At 36.1% G+C, this 25,505-nt stretch carries 20 protein-coding genes; 16 read left to right on the top strand and 4 right to left on the bottom strand.

Going from position 1 to position 25,505, the window contains the following annotated elements:
* Window positions 1-7: 7 nt before the first annotated feature.
* From AC4AGG_RS05320 to AC4AGG_RS05305, 4 genes are all read left to right on the top strand, one after another.
* On the top strand, window positions 8-877 hold the full coding sequence (locus AC4AGG_RS05320) for a c-type cytochrome (RefSeq protein WP_489770952.1): 870 nt from the start codon (window positions 8-10) through the stop codon (window positions 875-877).
* A gap of 175 nt (window positions 878-1,052) precedes the next feature.
* Window positions 1,053-2,501 carry a cytochrome c oxidase accessory protein CcoG gene (gene ccoG, locus AC4AGG_RS05315; RefSeq protein WP_489770951.1) on the top strand — a complete coding sequence of 483 codons (1,449 nt, stop codon included), beginning with the start codon at window positions 1,053-1,055 and terminating at the stop codon, window positions 2,499-2,501.
* A gap of 3 nt (window positions 2,502-2,504) precedes the next feature.
* On the top strand, window positions 2,505-2,954 hold the full coding sequence (locus AC4AGG_RS05310) for a FixH family protein (protein WP_489770950.1): 450 nt from the start codon (window positions 2,505-2,507) through the stop codon (window positions 2,952-2,954).
* A 1-nt stretch (window position 2,955) separates the two neighbouring features.
* Window positions 2,956-3,699, top strand: a complete 744-nt coding sequence (locus AC4AGG_RS05305) for a sulfite exporter TauE/SafE family protein (protein WP_489770949.1) — start codon at window positions 2,956-2,958, stop codon at window positions 3,697-3,699.
* A gap of 36 nt (window positions 3,700-3,735) precedes the next feature.
* Here the strand turns inward: AC4AGG_RS05305 and AC4AGG_RS05300 are convergent, their stop codons facing one another.
* Both AC4AGG_RS05300 and AC4AGG_RS05295 read right to left on the bottom strand, forming a co-directional pair.
* On the bottom strand, window positions 3,736-4,293 hold the full coding sequence (locus tag AC4AGG_RS05300; RefSeq protein ID WP_489770948.1) for a DUF4349 domain-containing protein: 558 nt from the start codon (window positions 4,291-4,293) through the stop codon (window positions 3,736-3,738).
* A gap of 42 nt (window positions 4,294-4,335) precedes the next feature.
* Window positions 4,336-4,662, bottom strand: a complete 327-nt coding sequence (locus tag AC4AGG_RS05295) for a hypothetical protein (protein ID WP_489770947.1) — start codon at window positions 4,660-4,662, stop codon at window positions 4,336-4,338.
* A gap of 231 nt (window positions 4,663-4,893) precedes the next feature.
* Here AC4AGG_RS05295 and AC4AGG_RS05290 point away from each other — a divergent pair, with 231 nt between their 5' ends.
* Together AC4AGG_RS05290 and AC4AGG_RS05285 are read left to right on the top strand one after the other, a co-directional pair.
* Window positions 4,894-5,871 (top strand): hypothetical protein, encoded by a 978-nt coding sequence (locus AC4AGG_RS05290; RefSeq protein ID WP_489770946.1) that lies wholly within the window; start codon window positions 4,894-4,896, stop codon window positions 5,869-5,871.
* An 8-nt stretch (window positions 5,872-5,879) separates the two neighbouring features.
* Window positions 5,880-8,573 (top strand): hypothetical protein, encoded by a 2,694-nt coding sequence (locus AC4AGG_RS05285; RefSeq protein ID WP_489770945.1) that lies wholly within the window; start codon window positions 5,880-5,882, stop codon window positions 8,571-8,573.
* A gap of 250 nt (window positions 8,574-8,823) precedes the next feature.
* On the opposite strand, the gene AC4AGG_RS05280 is transcribed toward AC4AGG_RS05285, so the two are convergent.
* Window positions 8,824-10,269 (bottom strand): hypothetical protein, encoded by a 1,446-nt coding sequence (locus AC4AGG_RS05280; RefSeq protein WP_489770944.1) that lies wholly within the window; start codon window positions 10,267-10,269, stop codon window positions 8,824-8,826.
* 262 nt (window positions 10,270-10,531) lie between these two features.
* Entirely contained in the window at window positions 10,532-12,937 is a 2,406-nt protein-coding gene (gene lon / locus AC4AGG_RS05275; protein ID WP_489770943.1) for an endopeptidase La, read from the bottom strand.
* 263 nt (window positions 12,938-13,200) lie between these two features.
* Between lon and AC4AGG_RS05270 the strand changes: the two genes are divergently transcribed.
* From AC4AGG_RS05270 to serS, 10 genes are all read left to right on the top strand, one after another.
* Window positions 13,201-15,348 (top strand): peptidylprolyl isomerase, encoded by a 2,148-nt coding sequence (locus tag AC4AGG_RS05270; RefSeq protein WP_489770942.1) that lies wholly within the window; start codon window positions 13,201-13,203, stop codon window positions 15,346-15,348.
* A gap of 117 nt (window positions 15,349-15,465) precedes the next feature.
* The gene (locus tag AC4AGG_RS05265) at window positions 15,466-16,422 is read left to right on the top strand and encodes an MlaD family protein (RefSeq protein WP_489770941.1); all 957 of its coding nucleotides are present in this window, start codon (window positions 15,466-15,468) and stop codon (window positions 16,420-16,422) included.
* Window positions 16,423-16,428: 6 nt separating this feature from the next.
* A complete protein-coding gene (locus AC4AGG_RS05260) occupies window positions 16,429-17,772 on the top strand; it encodes a 4Fe-4S dicluster domain-containing protein (protein WP_489770940.1) in 1,344 nt (447 codons plus the stop codon).
* A gap of 88 nt (window positions 17,773-17,860) precedes the next feature.
* Window positions 17,861-18,646 carry a (Fe-S)-binding protein gene (locus AC4AGG_RS05255; RefSeq protein ID WP_489770939.1) on the top strand — a complete coding sequence of 262 codons (786 nt, stop codon included), beginning with the start codon at window positions 17,861-17,863 and terminating at the stop codon, window positions 18,644-18,646.
* Between the two features lie 90 nt (window positions 18,647-18,736).
* Window positions 18,737-19,228, top strand: coding sequence for a hypothetical protein (locus tag AC4AGG_RS05250; protein ID WP_489770938.1), 492 nt, complete (start codon window positions 18,737-18,739; stop codon window positions 19,226-19,228).
* Window positions 19,229-19,325: 97 nt separating this feature from the next.
* Complete coding sequence (locus AC4AGG_RS05245) at window positions 19,326-20,450, top strand: glycosyltransferase (protein WP_489770937.1); 1,125 nt, start codon at window positions 19,326-19,328, stop codon at window positions 20,448-20,450.
* Window positions 20,447-22,099 carry an asparagine synthase-related protein gene (locus tag AC4AGG_RS05240; protein ID WP_489770936.1) on the top strand — a complete coding sequence of 551 codons (1,653 nt, stop codon included), beginning with the start codon at window positions 20,447-20,449 and terminating at the stop codon, window positions 22,097-22,099. The genes AC4AGG_RS05245 and AC4AGG_RS05240 overlap by 4 nt, the downstream gene beginning before the upstream one ends.
* The gene (locus tag AC4AGG_RS05235; protein WP_489770935.1) at window positions 22,096-23,343 is read left to right on the top strand and encodes an oligosaccharide flippase family protein; all 1,248 of its coding nucleotides are present in this window, start codon (window positions 22,096-22,098) and stop codon (window positions 23,341-23,343) included. Before AC4AGG_RS05240 ends, AC4AGG_RS05235 begins: the two co-directional genes overlap by 4 nt.
* A 126-nt stretch (window positions 23,344-23,469) precedes the next feature.
* Window positions 23,470-23,973: a hypothetical protein gene (locus AC4AGG_RS05230; RefSeq protein WP_489770934.1), complete on the top strand. Its 504-nt coding sequence runs from the start codon at window positions 23,470-23,472 to the stop codon at window positions 23,971-23,973.
* A gap of 52 nt (window positions 23,974-24,025) precedes the next feature.
* Entirely contained in the window at window positions 24,026-25,294 is a 1,269-nt protein-coding gene (gene serS, locus AC4AGG_RS05225; protein WP_489770933.1) for a serine--tRNA ligase, read from the top strand.
* Window positions 25,295-25,505: the final 211 nt, after the last annotated feature.

Below are 25,505 nucleotides of genomic sequence, written 5' to 3'. Positions count from 1 at the left end.
AAAAATCATGAAACAAAGAACCCCGGTTTATATTAATATACTTGTAATTATTACTCTATTATTTGTAGTATATTACATGTTCGTACAGAACACTTCTTTCCTATCTTCGCCATATTTTTGGGGAACAGTAGTTATAAGTTCAATTCTAGCTTTCATCCAAGATGCTATTGGTGACTTGATTGAAAATGAAAAGTTCAAAAAACTAACTGACGAAGAAAAGCAAGCTTACTTAGAGGAGAAAAAAGTTCCTTACTTTACAAGATTATATAAAAGTGCTTTCAAAAAACAAAGTGCAACAGAAGAAAAAGACATCCTTATCGACCATGGTTTCGATGGAATTATGGAGTTGGACAATCAGCTTCCAAAATGGTGGTTAGGATTATTCTGGTTTGGAGTTGTATATTGTGTTGTTTATATGTTGGCTTTCTGGATGACAGACTTTGCTCACCCAATTGCTGAATATGACCAAGAATACAAAGAGCAAATCGCAAGTATCGAACAGTGGAAAAAAGACACCCCTCCACCAACAATTGACAACGCTGTATACTCTGCAGATAACATTGCCGCAGGTGAAGAAGTTTACAAAACCAACTGTGTATCTTGTCATGGAGATAAAGGACAAGGAGGTATTGGTCCAAACTTGACGGATAAATATTGGATTAACCAACCAGAAAAAACTCTTTTCAAAAATGTATTCTACATGGTTGAAAATGGTAGTACCAATAACCCAACAATGCAAGCTTGGGGTAAGAATGGTGTTCTTACTGGATTTGATATCCAAAATGTAGCAGCATATATCTACCACATTAACCAAGAGCAAGCTCCCGCAGCAAACGGAGCTGCACCTCAAGGTACAGAAGCTCACTGGCAAAAATAAATTGACAGAGACATGATCTATAAAAAAGCCATTATTGTAATGGCTTTTTTTTTGTTTTAAATCACTATATCTCTTTTCTGTTAAGTAACAAAGATTACATAAGAACCTAATCATTAATTTGTAAATTTGTACCTTTAAAAAATTCTGACTCTGTAATCAAAAAATACAACAAAAAATGTCGCAAGAAGAAAAAAACCCAAAAGGCGCCGGACAAGTATTAGAGCCCGAAACTTTTCGAGATTCCGTTAGTACCATAGAACAATCTGGAAAAAGAAAGTGGGTATATCCAAAAAAGCCAAGCGGGAAATACACCAATTATAGAACAATTGTAAGTTACATACTTCTTTTGATTTTTTTTGCGCTTCCATTCATCACCATTAATGGAAACCCAATACTACTCATAAATATCATAGATAGGCAATTCTTTATCTTTGGACAGCCTTTTTACCCACAAGACTTCTTTATTCTTGCATTAGGAGCAATTACTTCTATTGTATTTGTAATATTATTTACGGTAGTATTTGGTCGTATCTTCTGCGGTTGGATATGTCCTCAAACCATTTTTATGGAAATGGTGTTTAGACGTATCGAATACGCGATTGAAGGAGACCGAAACAAACAAATCAAACTTAACAACCAACCTTGGGACGGCGAGAAAATTTGGAAAAAAACGCTTAAATGGTCAATTTACGCCATAATATCGCTCGTCATTACTCATTTTATGTTCATGTATATTGTAGGAAAAGACGAGGTTTTCAAAATCATGAAGGAAGGTCCGTTTGCGCACCCATCGAACTTCTTAGTAATGATAATCTTCACCGCCGCTTTCTACTTTGTATTTGCATGGTTTAGAGAACAGGTTTGTACTTTGGTTTGTCCATATGGAAGATTACAAGGGGTACTCATCGACAAACAAACTGTTAACGTTTTCTATGATTATAAGAGAGGTGAAGGACGATCTAAATGGAGAAAAGGAGAAGACAGAAAAGCAGCAGGAAAAGGAGATTGCATCGACTGTAATCAGTGTGTTGTAGTCTGTCCAACTGGAATAGACATTAGAAACGGACAACAACTAGAATGTGTAAACTGTACTGTGTGTATCGACGCCTGTGATGAAGTCATGGAAAAAGTGGGTCTTCCAAAAGGACTTATCCGATATGCTACTGAAGATGAAATTGAAAAGGAAATACCTTTCAAATTCACTACGAGAATGAAAGCATATAGCGTTGTTCTACTGGTATTAGTGGGTTTCTTAGGATTCTTACTGCAAAATAGAGGTGAAATGGAGGCTAAATTCATCAAACCAGCAGGAACTACCTTCTATGTAAGAGACGGACGAATCTCTAACACTTATAATTATACGCTATTGAATAAGAGTAACGACAAAAAAACGCTTACCTTCAAAGTTTTGTCTCCAGAAGGTGGAATAATCTCATATAGTGGAGATAAAAAAATCCAAGTATCAAGAGATCAGATTGCAAAAGGAACCATCAACCTAAGCTTCCCTGAAAATACAATCAAACTGAAAAAACAAAATATAAAAATTGGTGTATACGACGAAAAAGGAAACGAAGTTGACGTTTATGAAACCTACTTCGAAGGACCATTTAAATTACAATATTAAATAATGAAAAAATTCACTTGGGGACACGGTGTTATTGTTGCGCTCTCAGCATTTATCATCTTTATTCTTTCTATGATCTTCTTTTTTACGAGAGGATGGGATAATTCAGAACTTATAACAGATGATTATTATGAGGAAGAGTTAAAATATCAGGATGTAATCGACGCCAAGAATAACGCCGGGTTTCTAGTGGAAAAACCAACCTATCAACAGAATGCAGACGGCATCAAAATTGTTTTTCCAAAAGACATCAATAATACCAATTCTACTTTTAGTATAGATATGCACCGCCCAGAAGATAAAAATCTGGACATCGAAAAAAAACTTACGCTTGATGCCACTAATGCTCTCTACATACCAGGAAATGTTTTGGTGAAAGGAGGTTATATTCTAAGGGTACATTGGACAAAAGAAAAAAAGGAATATCAAATAGATTACGATTTGGTTTGGTAGAATGAACACCAATCTCTTTATAGCAGCATTAGGACTTGGTCTGATGACCAGTTTCCATTGTGTGGGAATGTGTGGCCCTATTGCTCTATCTATGGGACTAACCCAGAAGCAACAACTTAACTTCCATCTAAAAAATATTACTTACCAATTGGGAAGAGTGGTAACGTATACTTTCCTTGGATTACTGTTGGGTCTCATAGGAACGGGATTTCAATTGGCGGGATTTCAATCTTATCTTACCATATTCTCGGGAGTCGTTTTAGTTTTGATGGCTATCTTTTCGATTGGCGGAAGTGATTTTGTGACCAAACTTGGTTTCATGAATCGTTTCTTTTACAAAATTAAATTCAATCTTTCCAAACTGCTTTCCAAAACTGATTACTCCTCCAAATTTTTAACTGGAGTCCTTAACGGATTTCTTCCCTGCGGAATGGTATATGCTGCCTTAACCGCTAGCCTTGCTGCGGGTGGAGTTAAAGAAAGCATGCTCTTTATGTTTCTTTTCGGAATAGGAACCGTTCCCCTAATGTTTGTTGTAGTATTACTAGGAAATATGTTGAGTACCAACTTCCGTTCAACTATTATGAAGCTCGCCCCAATATTAATGTTTGCGCTGGGTTCATTATTTATTTTGAGAGGACTAAAGATCGGTATTCCTTATATTTCTCCATCTAAAAATGCTTTGGAAATCAAACACAATCACTCCAAAGAACATCAGCAGGGAGACCATTCTACATGTCACTAAAAAAGTCGGAAGACTTTACTTCCGACCACCAAAGAACTAATTAGCATTATCCTCGGTTGATTTTACAGGCTTAATTACAACTTTTCTGCGCCTCCAAAGAAGAAAACCCGCAACGCCAACTAGCAATAGTGGCCAAATCTTCATTATACCAATAAGCACCAACTGAATGAGATAAAAACCTTCTACAAAAGCATTCTTCATTTCATAGAAAAAATTCATCTTGTACTGATTGTCAACATTCTTGGTATTAGTAATCGCAAGAGTAGAGACGCTGGTTTTCGGCTCTTTGATATAGATGTTAACCGTACTGTATTTGAGATTATCTGTCATTTCTAGCGACGCCAACTGATGTTGGTTGCTCTCCATCATAACAGAGTCAGACTTATTTACTTTGTCCAGCCCATTTTTAACAGTTGAGACATTCTCCTGAGTTTTCTTAATTCGTTTCCCTTCTAGTTCAGCAAACTTGATGCTTGACGAAACGTCTTCAGCAGAAATAATTCGAGTATTGAGGAATAGTTTTTTATCATTTATTTTGTCTAAAAAAACACCCAAATTCACTGTAGGAACACGCACTTGCATACTATTTTCCATTTGATACTTCCTTACCAATACAGCATCTGTATCCGAAGTATTCTATGAATCTTCTTCCAAAACCTGACTGTGCATTTGACTTGAAGTCACAAAACCAGATAACTCCCTCAAGGCCTTCTCGATCGAGATGGTAGCGTCATAGACATCTTTTACTTCCATATTAACCTCAGCGTTCTTGATAAATTTCTTGCCTTCTACCTCTTGAGTTGCCGCCAAAGAAATACTATCCGAAACTTCCTCTATTGCAACTTTAGCGTCAGCTGCACTTATATTGGCTGAAGCTTCTTCATACTCACCACTTTTCTTACAGGAATTAATACTTATTAAAAAAGAACAAAGTAAAACTGCTTTTAAAAAATTAGTTTTCATATCTAAAATATTTTGGGTGTTAAACATGACTCAAAGTTCATCAAGAAAAAACCAAAATATTTGTAAAGACTTTGCTTTCTTTTTGTAAACTCAAATTGCAATACAAATTATTAACTATCAGCTATTTGTAAAATAGAAACAATAAAATTCATCTTGGTCAAAATAGAAAAACAATCAGAAACGTCACAGAAATAATTAAAAATTGCCCTAAAAATTTCCATACTTTTGAGTATGAAAAAACTGTGGATTTTATGTTTACTTATCATTCTCCTTTCTTGCGAAAAGCGGAAACCCCACACTTATTCCTTTTATTATTGGAAAACCGAACTTTTACTAAATAAAGAGGAAGAACAAACTCTCAACAAAGCCACTACTCCTATTCTTTACACCCGATTCTTTGACGTTGATAAAATCGAAAATCGCTTTCAACCAGTTGCCCCGATTACAAAACCTGAAAAATTTCATTTAGAAAAGACCGTAGTCCCAGTCGTATACATCACCAATAGAAGTTTCCTGAATATCCAAAAAGAAGAAATTGTATTTCTTGCCAAAAGCATTAACGAATTAATTATCCGAAAAAATGAGACTTTGAAACTCAACTTAGCCAACGAAATCCAAATCGACTGCGATTGGACACAAGGAACCCGCGACGACTACTTTCAATTTTTGAAAGAGCTGAAATCGACCTCTAGAAAAACCATTACTACTACATTAAGGCTTCATCAAGTCAGAGATAAAGAAAAAATGGGAATTCCCCCAGTTGAAAAGGTTTATCTGATGTGCTATTCCACTTCATCACCGTTAGAAAATTCCGACAAAAATTCAATCTTGGATATTCCTCTCATGGAAAGTTATCTCAGTAATCTCCAAGAATATCCGATCAATACAATGGATTTTGCATTACCCATTTATTCTTGGGGAGTAATAACCAATCATATTGGAAAACACAAATTGATTAATGGACTCTCCTCAAAAGACTTAGAAAACAAGAAATTCAAAAAACTTTCGGAAAACCAAGCAGAAGTTATGGAAGACGGTTTCTATTTTGGACACTTTCTCAATAAAGGTTTTAAAATTAAAATTGAAGAAATATCTGACAAAAATTTGGACGAAGTTGTTGCTTTTCTAGACCAAAAAAGAAGTAATTTTAACCTTGTATATTATCAGTTGGACCAGAAATTTGTTGCCAGCCACCACTTTAATCGCTAAAAAACACCATGAAAAAAAGTATTCTCAGCCTTACACTTCTTTCACTATTCTACATACAATCAAATGCTTGCGCCTGGTACGATCCGGATTACATGTATTTCAATTTGTTTACCCAAAGCATTATTAGAGACAAATCTTACACTCCGTTTTTGTTAACCTATGACAACAAGTTTTACGCTACTCAGGGTGTGATAATTCCCGATGAAAATATTGAAGCTTGGCAAATATTTTTTAAAAATCAGCTCCATTATAATGAGGTAAAGCATCTTGTCAACGAGATTAATATCAACGAATTACGAAAAATAAAAAAAGGAGGATCTTCAACTGATGCTTTATTAGCTCGTTTGGGAAAGAACTTCTATTCTCAAAATCAAGAAGCTATTGATTATCTCATCGAAGCCAAATATCTTGAGCCGTACATGAGAATCAACTTTGTAGAAAACGGTGACAGTTTCTATTATCGTGAAAACTCCAACGAACTCGATGCTACAAAACTAGATTACTATAAGACCATTGCTGCGCTTAACTCCTTGTACAACGCGGCAAAAAATCCTGAAATAAAACTCCGTTATGGATATCAATTGGTTCGTTTCAATCATTATACTAGAAATTACGAGGAAGCGGTCAATGCATTTCAAAAGTATGTAACTCCTCTCCATCTGAAATCCACTCCATATTATTTGGCGCTAGACCAATTGGCAGGAGCTCAACGAGGTTTAAAGAAAATGGAAGATGCTAACTGGAATTTTTTTCAGGTTTTCATGCATACCAAATCTAGAAAGCAAGAAGCTTTTGTATCCATGCAACTTTCGGATGAAAATTATTTTAATAATCTTTTGAAAAGAGCCCAAACCAATGATGAAAAAAACATGGCCTATTTTCTTTTAGGTTATCAGGATTTTAACAATCCAATTCCGATGATGCAAAAAATGTATGACATCGACCCCAATTCGGAAATGCTAAAAGTCCTTGCAGCGCGAGCGGTTAACGAGTTGGAGCGTAGTTATCTTCCTGATTATTATGGCAACGGCGACCTTAGTGAAAATCAAAAAAGTACTGAAACTTCATCTGACACAACAGAAACAAAGTCTACTTCTAACCATCAAGAAAAAAGTTGGTGGACTAACGTAAAAAACTGGTTTAAAGACCTATTTTCTTCAGATAAAAAGCAAAATCCTGAAGAGAACACTAATCCACCTTCAGATGACTCCTATCTTAATAACCCTCACCGCATCCCGACGTACATCAAAAATGCAAATGAATTCTTTTACGGTGAAGACAACGATGATGTCAACTACTTGACCGATCTCGAAAGCATGACTGAAAAAATAAAGGATAAAAGCGATGACCCTTTCTGGAAAATCACCGATGCCTATCTGAAATTTTTGAACCAAAAGTATGAGGAAAGTAATGAAATTTTAAATAACATTACAACCCATAACCCAGAATATCTGACCCAAATTCAGCAAATGAAAATGCTGAATGATATTGTCGCACAACCCAAAATAACTGCGGATTTCGAAAAACATCTGTATGAAAATTACAAAGAATTCTTCATCGAAGAACCAGTAACAGATACCATTCCGGAAAAAGAGTATCATTTCGAGCCCCAATCTTCCCGTGCGTTTTTGAAAGATGTTCTGGCGAATCGCTACTTTTTACAGGGCGAGGATGCCAAATCTTTTTTGATGAACAACCCGCTTTCTGCATTAACATACAACCCTAACTTGAAATTAACCAAAAGCTTACAAGCCTTCTTCAACAAAGCGGATAAAACTCTTTTTGAACGTGAAATCATTGCTAAAAACATCGATGAAATCGGAAGTCCCGAAGCTTTTTTCAATGTCATCTATGGAGATTTTGCCATGAGAAATGGAGATTTTGCATCCGCTATTAATTATTACAAAAACGGTAAAGATTTTTCGATTCCACACGCAGAAGGATATTACGACTACGAAAAGGGAGAGTACATTAGGTATGAAGACCCTTCTATTCTATACAACGGATTTGATAATATTTCGTCCCTTGTTTTTGGACATAATGTATGGGAAAGCTATCAAAGTCCAGAAAACGTTTCCATGATTACAGAAAATTTTGTCAAAGACTTCCCTATTATCAAAGAAAAAATGAACAAAGAAGAATTGGCATCTGTTGTTCTTCAGCTTCAAAAAATTGGGAATGGGAAAAACGAAAAAGCAGCGAAGGCCAATCAACTAATAGGGAACCTGCTCTACAACACATCAAAATTGGGATACTTCAGGGAAATTTTTGTGATGGATACTGATAATTCTAATGGAGGCAAATACGATTTCGGCTCAGAAACATTGGCTTATCAATATTACTACAAAAACTATAGTTCTGATGTCTATACGCAACCAGATAAGTTTGACCTCACTATTTCATACTACGACAAAGCATTGAAGGCTTCAACAGACAGAGAACAAAAAGCCCGAATTCTTTTCCAAATGGCAAGTGCGGAACAAGGGAAGTTCTATCAATGGGAAGCCACTGACCAAAAAGAAATTCCATATGACGAAAATTGGTCAAAAAATCATGAAGAACAAGAACTTAATCGTCAAAAAGTGCAAAGGCAGCGTTACAAAACCTATTTCACGCTTTTGAAAAAAGATTATTCTGATACAGAAACCTCCAAAAGTCTAATGGGCAGCTGTACTTATTACGACTACTTTATGAAGAATTAAAGGGAATTAAACTAAAATTATGAAATCATCGCACTTCTATATTCTTTTAGTAATCCTGATCAGTTTACCATTGACAGCAAACCCGAGAAATATAGAAAATAATATAGACTCGTTATCTTATAAAAAAATATTGACAAATTATTGTGCTAAAAAGCAACAAGACCCTTTGATAACATTACGTTTATTAAACGGAGGACATCATTTTATAAAAACAAAATAGAAACTTTATTATTGAGTATAATTCTTTCAATTATCCACAATAACATCTGTCGTGTCGAGATTTATTGTTATCCTTTTTTCGCATTGGATAAATCTTTAAGCCAATATAAAAATCAGCAGAATGAAGCTTGGGAATAGGAAAAAAAATAGGCAAAATATTCTCACTTCCAATTACAAGAGGGCCGTACCTCAGAAAACCACCCATTTGGAAATCTTTATACTCATACAACGATACTGATCCTCCATATGCAAGCGTCTGATTACTAAAAAGGTAAGAAGCATTGATAACATTGCTTCTTTTCAAACTATTCTCAAAAATTGGAGTCCTTTGGATAATATCAAGGTTAACATATTTATTTTCAGCAAGGCTTTTGCTCACATTAAGATGAAGGCTTGTTGGCAATCCAATACTAAAGCGCTTGCCAATCAAAGATTGATTAGGATCACCATATAATTCTTGACTGATGATCTGCGCAACTTGCTCAATACTTTCAAATTCAAGATTCTCTAAAGTTGGATTGTTAGAATACTGATAGTTTTCTCCTTTCAATTGATGAACATATCCCCTCTTAAAATTTACAACCCCAATATCTAGAAGATTAGCGCTCAATTTGAAATCATAAATCCCCTCCTCTTCATAATTGACCATGGCAATACCAATGTCAAGCCCAAATCCAGAGCCAAGTTGAGAATTGACGTATTTGTTGGTTTCAAAATCAAAGCCGGTGGCATAGCTAATCTCAAAATCAAAATCTGATAGATAAAGATTCTTATGAACCGTATTAGGGTCATTAGGATCTGGATCATACTGTCTTCGTAAATCTGCTGCCTTTTTATTCTCGATAACAGCTCCATCATTACCAATCAAATATTTGAAATTAGCCCCGACAATCCATTGACTATCTGAATTTAGGAATAACTCTGTCGCAAGATTATAACCCACTTCTGTCCAATTCATAAAACTGACTTTGAAAGGATCTAAATTATAGTTAGTTGGTTCCACCAGTCCTTGGTCATTATATTGCAAATAATTATCAACATCCTTTGCAGAACTCTGTGTCCGAAGTCGAGTAAACAACCCAGCTGTAAAATTAAGCTCTCCTGCCGAAAAATGCGTTGTGACTGAAGGACCCATAAAATCCGAACTCAAATTGTAACCTATCTTATCTCGATTATAATAGTCAAATACACGCTTGGTGTTGGATCCCGTAATATTATTCTTTAGGTCGACCTGCTGTACATCATTGCCCCACAAACCAAGGAGACTTGTTCTGGAGATATAAGCATAATCATTCTGGAAAAAAACTCCTTCCGAAAAAACATTAACATCCCAATTATTAGGATTAAGAAAAGGTTGCGTTGGAGAGATTCCAACTGAACTGACTCCGCTAAATCTATCATTACTGAAAATATACGAATCTTGAGCAAGAATTGATATAGGACTTATTAGAACGAAAAAAACACAAATTAACTTCATGGCTATAAAGCTTAAGTATATAATTGTTAACGTGTTTTTTTACATTAATATTCTACGAATTTATAACAAAAATCAATTATTACGTGTAATTCTTCTAAAAAACTCCAAAAAACTTGATATTCTTGTGTTACGCAAGAAGTCTGCTAGTTTCAAAACTATACTTCAACTTTCTACTGAAAATTTCATCTAGCACACCCCTAACTTAGAAATGAGCATAAAAAAAGCCACCAATTAGGTGACTTTCGTATCTATAACTTAAGGATTACTTCTCAATTGCTAAGTCAATCACTTCACTCATTCGGTTGACATAATGAACTTTAAGGTTTTTGAGGTAATCTTTTTTGATTTCTTCTACATCTTTTCGGTTTGCTTCGCAAAGAATAACCTCTTTGATTCCAGCTCTAGTAGCAGCAAGAAGTTTTTCTTTAATACCACCAACAGGAAGCACTTTTCCTCTTAATGTAATCTCTCCGGTCATCGCCAAATGAGGTTTTACCTTTTTGTTCTTATAACTAGAAACCATTGAAGTCAACATTGCAATACCAGCCGAAGGTCCATCTTTAGGCGTTGCACCTTCCGGAACGTGAACGTGGATATTTTTATTTTCAATTTCTTCTTGAGAAATACCCAGATCATCATGTTTAGCTTTAATATACTCTAAAGCAATAGTTGCGGACTCCTTCATTACATTTCCAAGGTTTCCGGTCATGGTCAAAGCTCCCTTTCCGTTGCTCAAAATACTTTCGATAAACAAGATATCTCCGCCAACAGAAGTCCATGCTAAACCTGTTACCACACCTGGAACACCAGTAATTTCGCTCAAGCTTTTTGGTCTTGGAACCCCTAAAATTTCGTCCACTTTTTCAATGGATATTTTCGGGTCATATTCCTTTTCCATCGCAATTTGCAGCGCAACCCATCTCGCAACAGAAGCCAACCTTTTTTCCAACGTTCTCACTCCGCTTTCTGAAGTGTGCGCATCAATAATATGCTTCAGTTCAGCATTCCCAAGCTTGAAAGATTTAGCATCCAAACCATTCTCTGATTGTTGCTTTTTAATTAAATGACGCTTCACAATTTCAATCTTTTCTTCTAACGTGTAACCAGCAATCTGGATAATTTCCATTCTATCCAAAAGGGGCGATTGTATCGTTGAAAGCGAATTAGCGGTTGCAATAAACATTACTTTGGAAAGGTCATAACCATGTTCCAAATAATTATCATAGAAAGAACTATTTTGTTCCGGGTCTAAAACCTCTAACAAAGCTGAACTTGGGTCTCCATGAATTCCTTGTCCTATTTTATCAATCTCATCCAAAACAACCACAGGATTTCCCGTTTCTGCTTTCTTGATGCTTTGCAGTATTCTTCCTGCCATCGCACCAATATAAGTTTTACGATGGCCTCTCACTTCTGACTCATCATGAAGTCCACCCAAAGAAACACGTACATATTTTCTACCCAAAGCGTCGGCAATCGACTTTCCAAGGGAGGTTTTACCAACTCCTGGAGGGCCAACCAAACAAAGGATTGGCGATTTCATATTATTTTTCAATTTCAGAACCGCCATATGTTCCAAAATTCTTTTCTTGATGTCCTCTAATCCAAAATGCGCTTTATCTAAAACCTTTTCTGCTTTTGGTATGTTAAATTCGTCCTTGGAGTATCTTTCCCAAGGCAAATCAGTAAAAAAATCCAAATAATTTCTCTGAACATTATAGTCTGGAGAATTAGGATGCTGCCTCTGAAGTCGATTAAGTTCTTTCTCAAAATGTTGCTGAATTTCGTTGCTCCATTTCAATTTTTTAGCTTTTTCTTTCAACTCTTCCGCATCTGATTCGGCACCACCACCTAATTCTTCTTGGATGGTTTTCATTTGCTGATTTAGGAAATACTCTCTCTGTTGCTTGTCTAGGTCTTTAGAGGTTTTCTGATGAATTTGATTCCTCAACTCCAACTTATTATACTCTTCCTGCATCAGATAGTAACACTTCTGTGCTCTGATCAAGATGCTTTTTTCCTCCAAAAGTTTCTGCTTTTCTTCAGCTGGAAAATTTCCGTTGGTGCAAATAAAATTAAGTAACTCCTCACCTACAGACATATTCTTAATTGCGAAACTCGCCGCATTAGGAATACTAGGGTCAAGATTGATAATTTGCTCCGCAAGATGTTTCATGTTCTCCATCAAAGCCTCAAACTGTTTCTTTTTGGTCACTTTGGTGTCAGAAAGTTTTTCGATTTCAGCCTTAAAATAAGGCGTCTCCTGCGTATACTTAGCAATTCGGAATCTTCCAAAGCCCTTAGTAATTACAGAAATATTTCCCTCAGGAAGTCTTATAATTTTAATAATTTTTGCCAGAGTTCCAACTTTAAACATGTCCTTCGTAGAAGGGTGTTCCAAGCCTTGCTCTTTTTGACAAACAATTCCTATAAGTTCGTCATTTTTTTGCGCTTCTTCCAACAGTTGAATAGAGTTCTTTCTGCCTGCAGTAATAGGTACCACGACCTCTGGAAATACTACCATATTTCTTACTGCAAGAATGGGAAAAATCTCCTGCTGAACATCTTTTTCGCTCTCTTTGAAATCTGCTATATTGATTTCTTCGGTAATAATACCAAAACCTTCGTCTAACATATCTTCAAGATTCATCTCATTAATATCCGTCATAATATCTTTAATAATGACATTCTGTCATTTTTATTAATTGTACTTCCAGAAAATTAGCTCATCACTCCTATCGACGCCATTTCTAAAAGGTGGACAATTATTCGCCAATTCCTATGCCAATTCGGTATATCTTCCAAAATGGGACAAAATTTCCTTCGTCTAGAAACATAGCTAACTGATTCTTATAAGATTTTCGCTTTTTTAATTTCGGTAATATTCAAAAAATGTGTATTTTCGCAGACTGATTAAATATAGTATAAATCATGGCAGTTTTAGGAGAAATTAGAAAAAGACCAATCCTATTGATGGGAATTATTGCGATAGCTTTGTTAGCTTTCTTGATAAACCCAGATACTCTTGACAAACTTTTTGGAAAAAATCCCAACATCTTAGGTAAAGTTAATGGTGACGAAATCACCAGCAGCGAATACCAAGACCAACTTTTCTTATTGCAACAACAAGCACAACAGCAAGGGCAACCTGCTACAGGCTTGGAAGAGCAAGCTTGGAAAATGTTGGTGCAAGGAAAATTGTTGCAACAACAATTCGAAAAAATGGGATTCAAAATGACAGACGAATTCTTTTGGAGTCAAGTTCAGTACGATCCAATGTTTTCTCAATCTCAGCAATACTTTGATGAGAAAGGAAACTTCAAACTACAAGAATTGAAAAAAGACATCGAAGATCTTCAAAATTCCGGTAGTGTAGAAGGGTACAACCAATGGTTGAAAACCAGAAAAACAATGGAATACCGAATCATGGCGAGACAAATTTTCTCCAATTTGCAAGTGGGTATTACTACAGGAAAAAAAGAAGCTCAAGAATTAATCAACCAAAGAGATCAGATGGCTAACATCGATTTCGTGAAAATTGATTATGCTACTTATTTACAAAAAAATCCAATCAAAGTTACGACTGAAGATTTGGCTAACTACATCAAAAAATATCCTATTACCTACAAGTCTGACGCTTCAGTTAACTTAGGAATCGCTTATTTTCCTGCAACTCCAAGCCCTGCAGACGAAGCTGCAGTAAAAAATGAAATTACGAAGCTAATGACTCAAGGTGTTGCTGTTGGAGATGTTGTAGAAAATTTCCAAACTACAACTAATGACTCGATGTTTGTGACTTTAAACTCAGACATGCAGTTCAATCCTAACTATATGTCTCCTAACCAGCTTCCTCAAAGCATTTCAGGTTGGGTTACAACGGCAGGAGTAGGACAGACTTTCGGACCATACAAAGAACAAAACTACTTCGTAGTATCAAAACTTTTGTCTAAAAAACCTTCTGACTCTACATTATCTAAGCACATCCTTATCGCTTACAAGGGAGCAGAAAGAGCTTCTGCAACAAGAACAAAAGAACAAGCAAAGAAAATTGCTGATAGTTTATTAGCAGTTATCAAAGCTGACCCGGCAAAATTCAATGATGGATTGAAATTATCTGACGAGCCTCAAGCTGTTGAAAGAGGTGGAAGCGTTGGTTGGACAACCCCTACTTCGCCTTTCGCACCAGGATATTTAGCTTTCTTAGCTAATAACTCTAAAGGTTCTACTGGACTTGCTGAGACAAGTTTTGGATACCACATCATTAATGTAGAAGACAAAAAATCAGGCGCAATGACTTACAAAGTGGCTAACTTGGTAAAAGCCATCAATGCTTCTGACGCTACAGAGAATGAAGTGGATAAAAAATCAAGAAAATTCATTCAACAAGTGGAAGGAAAATCATTTAATGATTTTACCAACTTAGCGAAAAAATCTAATTACAATTACTCTAATCCAAAAGCTGTAAAACGTTTCGACGGACAGATTCAAGGATTAGGTACTGATAAAGATGCTGAGATTATTTCTTGGGCTTTTGACAAGAAGAGAGAAAAAGGAAATACAGAAATGTTTACTGTTGAAGGAACTGGAGATAGAATCGTAGTATTCCTTAATGGTAAACAAGAAAAAGGAACTGTTGACCCAGAATCAGTAAGAGACCAAATCGAAAATGTAGTTAAAAATGAATTGGCTGCTAAAAAGATTGTTGAAAAAATCAACGCCGCTAAAGCTGGAAGCTTAGACCAAATCGCAAAAACATTTGCCTCTAAAAAAGAATCAGCACAAGTTAATTTGCAAAACCCAATGATTGGTGCTGCAATGGAACCTAAAGTTGCTGGAGCTGCATTTGGAGTTACCAAAGGCAAGCTATCTCAACCTGTTGAAGGGATGACTGGAGTATATGTTGTGGTTAATAAGTCGATCGCTACTAACAAACAACCTGGAGATGTGAAGCAATTTATCGACAGTAATTCTCAAAGAAATGCACAAAATTTTGCTCAGCAATTCATGAGAAGCCTAGAGGAGAATGCGGATATCAAAGATTACCGTATCGAAATCTGGGACAAAATGAAACAGCAATAATTTGCAAAATAATATCAAGCGACCTTCGGGTCGCTTTTTTTATATCAATGCGTCAAATGCTGCAATACTTTTATCTTTAAAATATCTTATATTTGCTGTAACTTTTTAATTATAAAAATGAAAATTAGCAAAGAATTAAAAGCAGGACTTATAGCCCTCATTTCTATTGTGGGTTTTGTATTGCTTTTTCAATTTATGAAGGGGAAAAACTTGTTTACCACAGATAATGTTTTTTACGCAAAATATGGCGATGTTGAAGGTCTAGAACCTTCTAGTCCTGTTTCTATTAACGGTTTGAAAGTAGGACAAATCGAAAAAATCACACCTCTTACAGGCAAGGACGGAAAGTTACACTTTTTGGTAAAATTTATCGTAGATGACAAATTTCCTTTCTCCAAAAATTCAACAGTGGAAATCTTTGCGCCTGATTTGATGTCCGGAAAACAACTGAAGATTAATTTGGTCTACCAAGGAGCATTAGCAAAAGACGGCGATACTTTGATTGGCAACCTCAAACCTGGTCTTCTCGATGGTCTTGCAGACCAAGTTGGCCCCGTGAAAGACCAATTGCAATCCGTAATGAAAAGCATCGATTCTCTTGCAAACAGTGCAAACAAAGTTCTGGATGACAGAAACAGAGCAGAAATCAAAGCATTACTGGCTGGACTTAATCAGACCGTTGGTGCATTAGGAGGTGCATCTCAAAATGTGAATGCGCTTTTAGCGAATAATGACCCTCGTCTACAAAAGGTCTTGGATAATGCAAGCCAGACCATGACAACGGCTAATTCAACAGTAGGAAAATATGGCAAAATTGCTGAAGACTTCAACACTCAGCAACTTAACGCCACTGTAAAAAATCTAGATGCAACGGTAGGAAAACTCAACACGCTTATTTCTGGAATCAACTCTGGTGAAGGGACTCTTGGTAAAGCAATGAAGGACGAACAACTGTATAACAACCTTGCTGAAACATCCAAAAATCTTAATGAACTTATCGTGGATATGAAACAAAATCCTAAGCGATACGTTAATATCTCTGTTTTCGGAAAAAATAATAAAGAACAAAAATAGAAGTATATGCACTACTTGCCCAATATCTTATTCTTCATTCTTCTTGTACTAGGGTTTGGTTTATTTTTTAAAAGTTTAAAAAAACTTTATCGAAATATAAAGTTGGGTAAACCAATTGACACCAGTGATAGAAAATCCGAAAGATGGGCAACGATGTCTCGAGTTGCCTTGGGACAAGGAAAAATGGGAGCTCGACCTGTGGCGGGATTTCTACACGTCTTGGTCTATGTTGGTTTCCTTATTGTCAACCTAGAACTTATTGAAATTATTGTTGATGGCGTCTTTGGAACCCATCGTTTTCTTAGTTCTGTTTTAGGAGACACCGTGTATTCTGTTTTTACGGCAACCTTAGAATGTTTGGCTTTTTTAGTTGTGTTTGCTGTTGTGATATTCTTTATTCGTAGAAATGTCATCCACATCAAAAGACTTAATATGAAAGAGCTTTTTGGATGGCCAAAAAACGATGCCAATTGGATTTTAGTAATAGAATTTGCGCTGATGATGGCTTTCTTTAAGATGAACGCAGCAGATTATATTCTTCAAATGCGAGGCGTTGCTGGTTACGATTTACATGGATTTTTTCCAATAAGCCAAATGATTTTTGCTCCAGTTATAGACTGGTTCAGTTTTGATAATGGATTCTTGATTTTTACTGAAAGAGCAGCGTGGTGGTTTCACTTTGTAGGCATTTTGTTTTTCATGAATTACCTTTATTACTCCAAACATTTACACATCATTTTTGCATTTCCTAACACTTATCATTCCGATTTGGATGCTAAAGGAAAATTCAAAAACTTGGATTCAGTCACCAAGGAAATCAGGATGATGATGGATCCTAATGCAGACCCTTATGCTGCTCCAGTTGACGCAGACCCGAACGCCGTTCCGGAGAAATTTGGAGCAAGTGATATTTTCGACCTTAATCAAGTTCAACTTCTGAACGCCTATACTTGTACGGAATGCGGAAGATGTACTTCTGTTTGTCCTGCAAATCTTACGGGGAAAAAACTTTCTCCTAGAAAAATTATGATGGATACGAGAGACCGTCTGGAAGAAGTTGGGAAAAATATTGATAAAAACGGAAAATTCGTTGACGACGGAAAACTGTTATTAGATGACTATATCCAACGAGAAGAACTTAGAGCTTGTACTACTTGTAACGCCTGCGTTGAAGCTTGTCCTGTTTTGATTTCGCCTCTATCTATTATTATGGATATGAGAAGATATATGATTATGGAGGAATCGTCAATGCCTCACGAATGGCAATTAATGATGAATAACATCGAGAACAATGCCGCTCCATGGCAATACAACCAAGCAGACCGATTGAATTGGGCGAAAGAAAATTAGATAATTATAAAATTTGAGAATTTGAAAACTATCGCAGATATACATTTTCAAATTTCCAGATTCTCACATTTTCAAATTGAAAAGTAATATGGATTTCACTATAAAAACAATGGCAGAATATGCCGCAGAAGGAAAGTCTCCCGAAGTTTTATTTTGGGTAGGTTGTGCAGGAAGTTTTGATGACAGAGCAAAAAAAATAACCAAAGCTTTCGCTAAAATCCTTCATAAAACTGGAGTCGAATTTGCCGTTCTTGGCCAAGAGGAATCTTGTACAGGTGACCCAGCAAAACGGGCAGGAAACGAGTTTGTTTTCCAAATGATGGCTCTTACTAATATCGAAATCCTTAATGCTTACGAAGTCAAAAAAATTGTCACAGCTTGTCCTCATTGCTTTAATACTTTGAAGAACGAATATCCAAGTTTGGGCGGTAAGTATGAAGTCTTGCACCATACACAATTGCTTAAAGAACTGATGGAGTCCGGAAGATTGAAAATTGAAGGAGGAAAATTCGAAGGAAAGAAAATAACTTTTCACGACCCTTGTTATCTTGGAAGAGCCAATGACGAATACGAAGCACCAAGAGACCTTCTCCAAAAATTAGATGCAGAATTGGTTGAAATGAAAAAATGCAAACAAAATGGATTGTGTTGTGGAGCTGGAGGAGCGCAAATGTTTAAGGAACCAGAAAAAGGTAAAAAAGACATCAACATCGAAAGAACCGAAGAAGCTCTGAAGGAAAAACCAAATGTCATTGCAACAGGTTGCCCTTTCTGCAACACCATGATGACCGACGGCGTTAAGCATTTCAACAAAAATGAAGAAGTTGCAGTAAAAGATATTGTAGAACTTATTGCCGAAGCAGACGATTTATAAATAGAACCAAGATTAAAGAGCCGAGAACCAAGATTTCAAAAAAAATTAAATCTTGATTCTTGGTTCTTGCTTCCCTAAATCTAATCCAAAATGAAAATAGAAGAATCCAATAGCATAGAGACCAATGATTATCGAGTAATTATTTATCCTGCTTCCCGCCCATTCACGGCAAAGGAAAGCAAAACAATTACCGAGAAAATATTTGACTTTTTACCAACTTGGGCCGCCCACGGAAAACCTCTTTCTGCGTCATTCAAAATTGAAAAAAATCAATTTATCGTCATTGCGGTCGATGAAGAAAAAGAAAGTGCTTCTGGCTGTTCTATCGACGAACTTACAAGATTGATGAGAACACTGGATGCTGAATTCGAGCTTGGATTATTCGACCGAATGAAAGCATGTTATGTACAAGATAATGAAGTTAAAACCTTGAAACTTTCTGATTTCCGAAATGCCTTAAAAAACGGAGAATTGCCAGAAGACATCCAAGTTTTTGATTTTTCGAAAGACACCTACGTTGCCTTCCTTTCTGATTTTCTTCTACCACTGAAAAGAAGTTGGGCGGGAATTTATCTTAATTAAAATTCGGTTTCCTGCTGGCTATTACATATCACTCGTCTTGAAAATGTTTTTTCACTTTCATTAATTAAAACCTATTTTTGTTAAGTAATACATTTTGATGCGTAGAAAAATCCTTTTCCTCTCTTCTTGGTATCCCAACAAAGTAGAATTACTCAACGGTAATTTTGTGAGAAGACACGCTGAAGCGGTGGCAACGATTCATGACGTCGAAGCCTTACATTGCATCGGAAATCCACATCAAAAGGAGAAATTCAATTTCGATGACCAAATAGTTAACGGAATTAGGACGCTAATAGTCTATTATCGAAATACCGATAATCCGCTTATCAATTTCTCCCGAAGAATGAGAGGTTATCTTTTGGGATTCAAAAAAATGGCAAAACCAGACTTGGTACATGCCAGCGTTCTACATAACTCTATGCTCTTTGCGGTTTACCTCAAGAAAAGGCATCAGATACCTTTCGTTGTAACCGAACATTGGACCGCTCTCCAAACAGAAAACGCAGTTAACACGAACCCCAAAACCCTAAAAACGGCAAAATTTATTGGAAATCAAGCCGAATACATTTTACCTGTCAGCAAAAATCTTCAAGAAGGACTAGAGCATTTGGGAATAAAAACACCCATGACCACTGTTCCAAATGTTGTTGACACCGAAGTTTTCAATTATCAACCACACCAAAATTCCACGACTAAGTTTCTACATATTTCTAGTTTGATTCCAAGAAAAAGAGTGGATGCCATCATTAATGTTGCAAAAAAACTTCACGATGATGGATTCAATTTTAACTTAGAAATTGGTGGAGACGGAGATCATGAAGCTGTGCAGAAACAAATTAATGAACTTAACGCTCAAACTTACATAAGCACTTTTGGTCCATTGACTTACGAGGAAGTTTCGAAAAAGATGCAAAATTCTGACTGTTTTGTGTTATTTAGTGAAAACGAAACCCAGGGTTGCGTCTTGCTAGAATCTTTCTCTTGCGGTATTCCTGTCATCTCTTCCAACGTGGGTGGCGTCCCCGAAATCGTCCCCGAAAATTATGGTATCTTAGTAGAAAGAAATAATAAAGATGAACTTTATAACGCGATGAAATCCGTGATAGAAAAGACCTCTCCCATCGCAACACCAACAGAATTAAGAAAATATGTTGAAAATCGTTTTTCAAAAGACGCCATTGCAGCACAGTTTTCTAAAATCTATGACGCTGTCTTGAAATGAAAAAAGGATTCTCCGTCCATATTACTTCTGATAAAACTCTTGTAAAATCCCATCTACAAGAAGAGTATGACAATATCCATTTTCAATCTAACGAAATTGAAATTCTTTTTGAAGTTCTCTTGCTCAACAAGAAAGAATTGCTGACTAAGTTCGCTGCTACAGATTTTCAATCGTTGTTATTGAATTTATATTCTCAAAAAAAAGAGTTAATTCTCAACGAGCTAGAAGGAGAATTTCGAGGCCTTATCTGGGACAAAATGCGAAACAAGTTCTTTGCATTCACTAATCCGACTTCTACTCAAAGAGTATTTTACACTCAAATGGATAATGATATCTATATCGATACATCACTCATCCGACTTACGGAAAACCTCAAAAATTCTGGAAAGTCAATTAGTCCGGACATCGATGGAATATATCAAATTCTCTGTTTTGGGAACCTGTTAGAAGGTCGAACAGTCGTTGAAAATAGTCATAAAATATTGGACGGACATTATATCGAAATCGACCTCTGCGATTTTACCCTGAGAGAACTTCCCTACTTTGATTGGAGCAAAACTAAAGTCTCTGCAACCAACAAAACAGAAGCTTTACGCCGCCAACATGAGATCTTTTCCCAATCCATTAATTTAGAATACGACAAAGATCAAGAATTAGAATCTGGGAGTCTCGCTCTTTTGAGTGGTGGTTTGGACAGTCGAGTTGCCATGTTATATGCCACCAAGCAAAAGCGAAAACCGAACATGGCATTTTGTTTTTCGCAATCTCAATATTGGGACGAGACCATTTCTCGAAAAATAGCTCAAGATTTTGAAGTTCCTTATGAATTTGTTCCTTTAGACGGCGGTGCTTTTTTAAAGGAAATCGATACCCTATTCGAAATTTCCGAAGGTTTGGTGATGTTCACTGGCGGAATCCACGTTCAGCATGCGCTTGAAAATCAAAAATTTAAAGACTTTAAAATCTTTCACAGCGGACAAATTGGTGATGGTATCTTGGGAGGCTTCAATTCATCGACCCAAAAGGTCGATCCCAGAATCGACAGAATGATTTTTAATCCAGCATTTGTTTCTCAAGTTAAAGCATCCTCGGAAAAAGCCTTGAAAAATTATGCTAACGAAGAACATTTTCTCCTTCGAAACATTGCTTTCAACCGAACAATTTTAGGGGCGCAAGTTTTCCAAACGAAAGCAATACAGACCTCACCTTTTATGACCAAAGATTCCATTACATCGGCTCTAGAGCTTCCTGAAGAATGGAAATTTCGACAAAAATTCTATCTAGATTGGATCAGAGAATATTGCCCAGAAGCAACTCAATATCGATGGGAAAGGACATTGCTGAAGCCTAATGCCTATTGGAAAACTCGATTTGGAGACCTTTTCGTAAAAAGAGGATATAAAATTTGGCACGGAAAAATTAGGAACAAGCCATCGAAAACCAGCATGTATCCTTACGATTACTATTACGATCAAGACCTTGAAATACAGAATGTTTACCAAAAATATTTCAAGGATAATCTTCACTTTTTAGAACAAGACAAAGAACTTCTAGAAGTAGGCAAAAAACTCTTTTCCTCCCATAATTTCTATCATAAAGTCCAGGCTAATCACTTGATTTCCATATTTAAAACCTATTTTGCGCAATGAAAGGACTTCGAGATTTTTTCTTGAGATTTCTTAGCAATCAAGGGCAATACGTTTTCATTTCGCTTTTGGTTTCAAAAATTTGCGCTTTTCTGGGTTCACTATTAATTATTTGGTTGCTTCCTGAAAAAGAATTTGGCTTGGTTAGTATCGTTGCTGCGGTATTTGCAATTTTCGTTCCGCTCAATGGATTAGGAAGTCAACAAAGTCTTTTGAGATATGGTTCTATTGCTGAAAATCAGGACGAAAAAAATCAGCTTTCGTCCTATCTTTTCCAATCCGGGTTGAAGTATCAACTCATTTTAAGTCTCATTTTCTTCGGATTTTTTATTTTTTATTTAGCCAATTATCAATCCATCTGGATATTATTTTTGTTTTTTGCCATTCGGTTATTGGGGTTCTACTTTTTTCTTCATCTTCAAAGTTACTATCGAATATCGGGACGTAACCAGGATTTTGCAAAACTGACCAATTTGGTTAACGTTGCAGGATTAGTTTTATTACTGATTTTCACCTATTTGTGGAACCTTAATGGTTACTTGATTTCCATCGCAATCATTCCATTTTTCTCTTTGTTCTATTTCAAAGATCTGAAAAAGCATTTGTCTCAAAATTTGAAATTCAGTAAAAAAGAAATTTTCCAATATGGTCTATTTGCTGCTGGGACGGCGGTCCTTTCGGATCTACTTTTCTCTTTAGACCTTTTGCTTTTGGGTTGGCTTACTAATGAAATCGAAGTTGCTCATTATAAAGTCGCCATACTTCTCCCATCGAATCTGACCTTTATGGCGCTGGTTTTTATGCAAACGGACTTTCCACAAATCGCAAAAGAATTTAAGAATCGAATTTTCTTAAAACAATACATCGCTAATTATTACAAATTTTTTGTTCCTATCTGTGTTGCCATTTTCGCAATAGGTTATTGGTTCGCAGAAGATATTCTCTATCTATTTTTTGGACAGAATTACGAAGATAACGTTCTGCTTTTCAAAATACTTCTTTTCACTTTTTTATTTAACATTCTCAGTCGAAATCTTTACGGAAACTTTCTTTCGGCTGTCGGTCAAGTGAAGCTCAACACGATTGTTTCTTTGATTTCTGTTCTTTTATTGCTTGTGATTTCTTTTGTTCTGGTTCCAAAGTATCAAAGCCTTGGAATGGTCATCTCTGTTTCCATCGTGATGATAAATTCAGGAATCCTTTTGGCTTTCTTCTTTAATAGATATTATCGCAATTTACGACCATAGGTATTTTGTTTCCGAAATGATTAAGTTATCTTTGTTCTTCTAAACGAAGTTGGAGAACGAGATATGCTTCAAGCATTTAGACTTTCTTCGAAAAACTTATTGAGAAAAAATTGATAATTTTAAATAATGAAAAGAAACATTTTGTTCCTTTTGTTTTTGGTCGCTTTAGCTATCATCAGCTGTCGATCGGACGATTCGGAGCCTCAAAAAATCGATCAAATCATGGATTTGTACATCGATTCTTTGGGACAAGATTTGTTGGATAAAAGTCTGGTCAATTCTTACACCTCTTTTTCCGCCAATGATATTCATGGTGACGCAGATGAGTCTCCTGTAACCATGACTAGGAAGATGACTTCTGATTCGGTGTATTATATTAGATATGTGTCTGGTGCAACTCGGGTATTGACAGACTCAATTGACGCTAACCATAAGTATTACGAATCACTCATTGCAATGGTGTATAATAAGTACATTAATGATTCAACCTCTTATGTTGTTGTTGACACCATGAAGATTAACTATTCACACACACCAGAAGCGTTCCAAATCGACAACGTCTATTACAATAACACCTTGGTTTTTACAAAAACGCCTAATCAAGCAAACAACGTCAAAGTCGAGAAATAATTCGTTATTTTTGCAGGACTCTTTCGGTTTTATTTAAATTAAAGACAAAAAAATGCTACAAGTAAATTATATAAGAGAGAACAAAGATCAAGTTCTTGAAGGACTTAAAAAAAGAAATTTTCAACAAGTACAGCTTATTGACGAAGCTATTGCTTTGGATGATGCTAGAAAAAATATTCAGTACGATTTGGATGAAAATCGTTCTCAAATGAACAAAATTTCCAAAGAAATTGGTCTTTTGATGAAGGATGGAAAAAAGGAAGAAGCAGAAGCGGCGAAAGCCCAAACTGCTACCTACAAACAAAATGTAGAAACGCTTGAACAGCAATTAAAAGATACCGAAAATCAACTTCAGGAAATTTTATATACTATCCCAAATATTCCATACCATATGGTGAAAGCAGGAAAATCTGCTGATGATAACGAAATCGTTTATCAATCTACTGATGTTAACGGATTAGGAGAGGGAGCAATTCCTCATTGGGAATTAGCAAAAAAATACAACCTCATCGATTTCGAATTGGGAGTAAAAATCGCGGGAGCTGGTTTCCCGGTTTACCTTGGTAAAGGAGCAAGACTTCAAAGGGCTCTTGTGCAATATTTTCTTGATAAAAATACAGACGCTGGATATCTAGAAGTTAATCCTCCTCATGTTGTGAACGAAGCTTCTGGATATGGAACAGGACAACTTCCTGACAAAGAAGGTCAAATGTATTTCGTCAACGAAGACAACTTATATCTTATCCCAACTGCAGAAGTTCCGGTGACCAACATCTATCGTGATACACTCTTGGAAGCCAAAGATTTACCTATAAAAAATACCGCTTTCTCGCAGTGTTACCGAAGAGAAGCAGGAAGTTATGGAGCTCATGTAAGAGGTCTTAATAGGCTTCACCAGTTCGAAAAAGTAGAAATTGTCCGCATCGAACAACCCGAAAACTCCTATGCTGCCTTAGAAGAAATGGTGGAACATGTCAAATCTATCCTTATTGATTTGGAATTGCCGTTTAGAATTCTTCGTTTGTGCGGTGGAGATATGGGTTTCACTTCTGCAATGACTTACGACTTCGAAGTTTGGAGTGCAGCACAAGAAAAATGGTTAGAGGTAAGTTCTGTTTCTAATTTCGAAACCTTCCAAGCCAACCGTCTAAAATGTCGTTATAAAACTGACGGAAAATCTCAATTGGTTCATACTCTAAATGGTTCAGCAATGGCATTACCTAGGATTATGGCCGCTCTTTTAGAAAACAACCAAACGCCTGAGGGAATCAAGCTTCCTAAAAAGGTTGCAGAATATGCAAGATTCGAAATAATCAACTAAGACAAAAAGTAAAAACCACCAAATTATGGTGGTTTTTTTATTTATTCAGTGATAATAACAATCTCTTTATCTTTGTTTTTGAGTTCCTTACCTTCAATGTCATAGGTCAGTTGGATTGTATGATCATCTACTTGCTTAATCCAATCATGGTGTCCAGAAATAGACTTTATTTAAGCAATAATTTGTTTGTAAGAGATTGGTTTTGATATAA

It is taken from the genome of Chryseobacterium sp. CG10_8 (genome assembly GCF_058117085.1).
The sequence above is the reverse complement of the archived record's forward strand: the minus strand, read 5'-3'. Positions and strand labels throughout refer to the sequence as shown.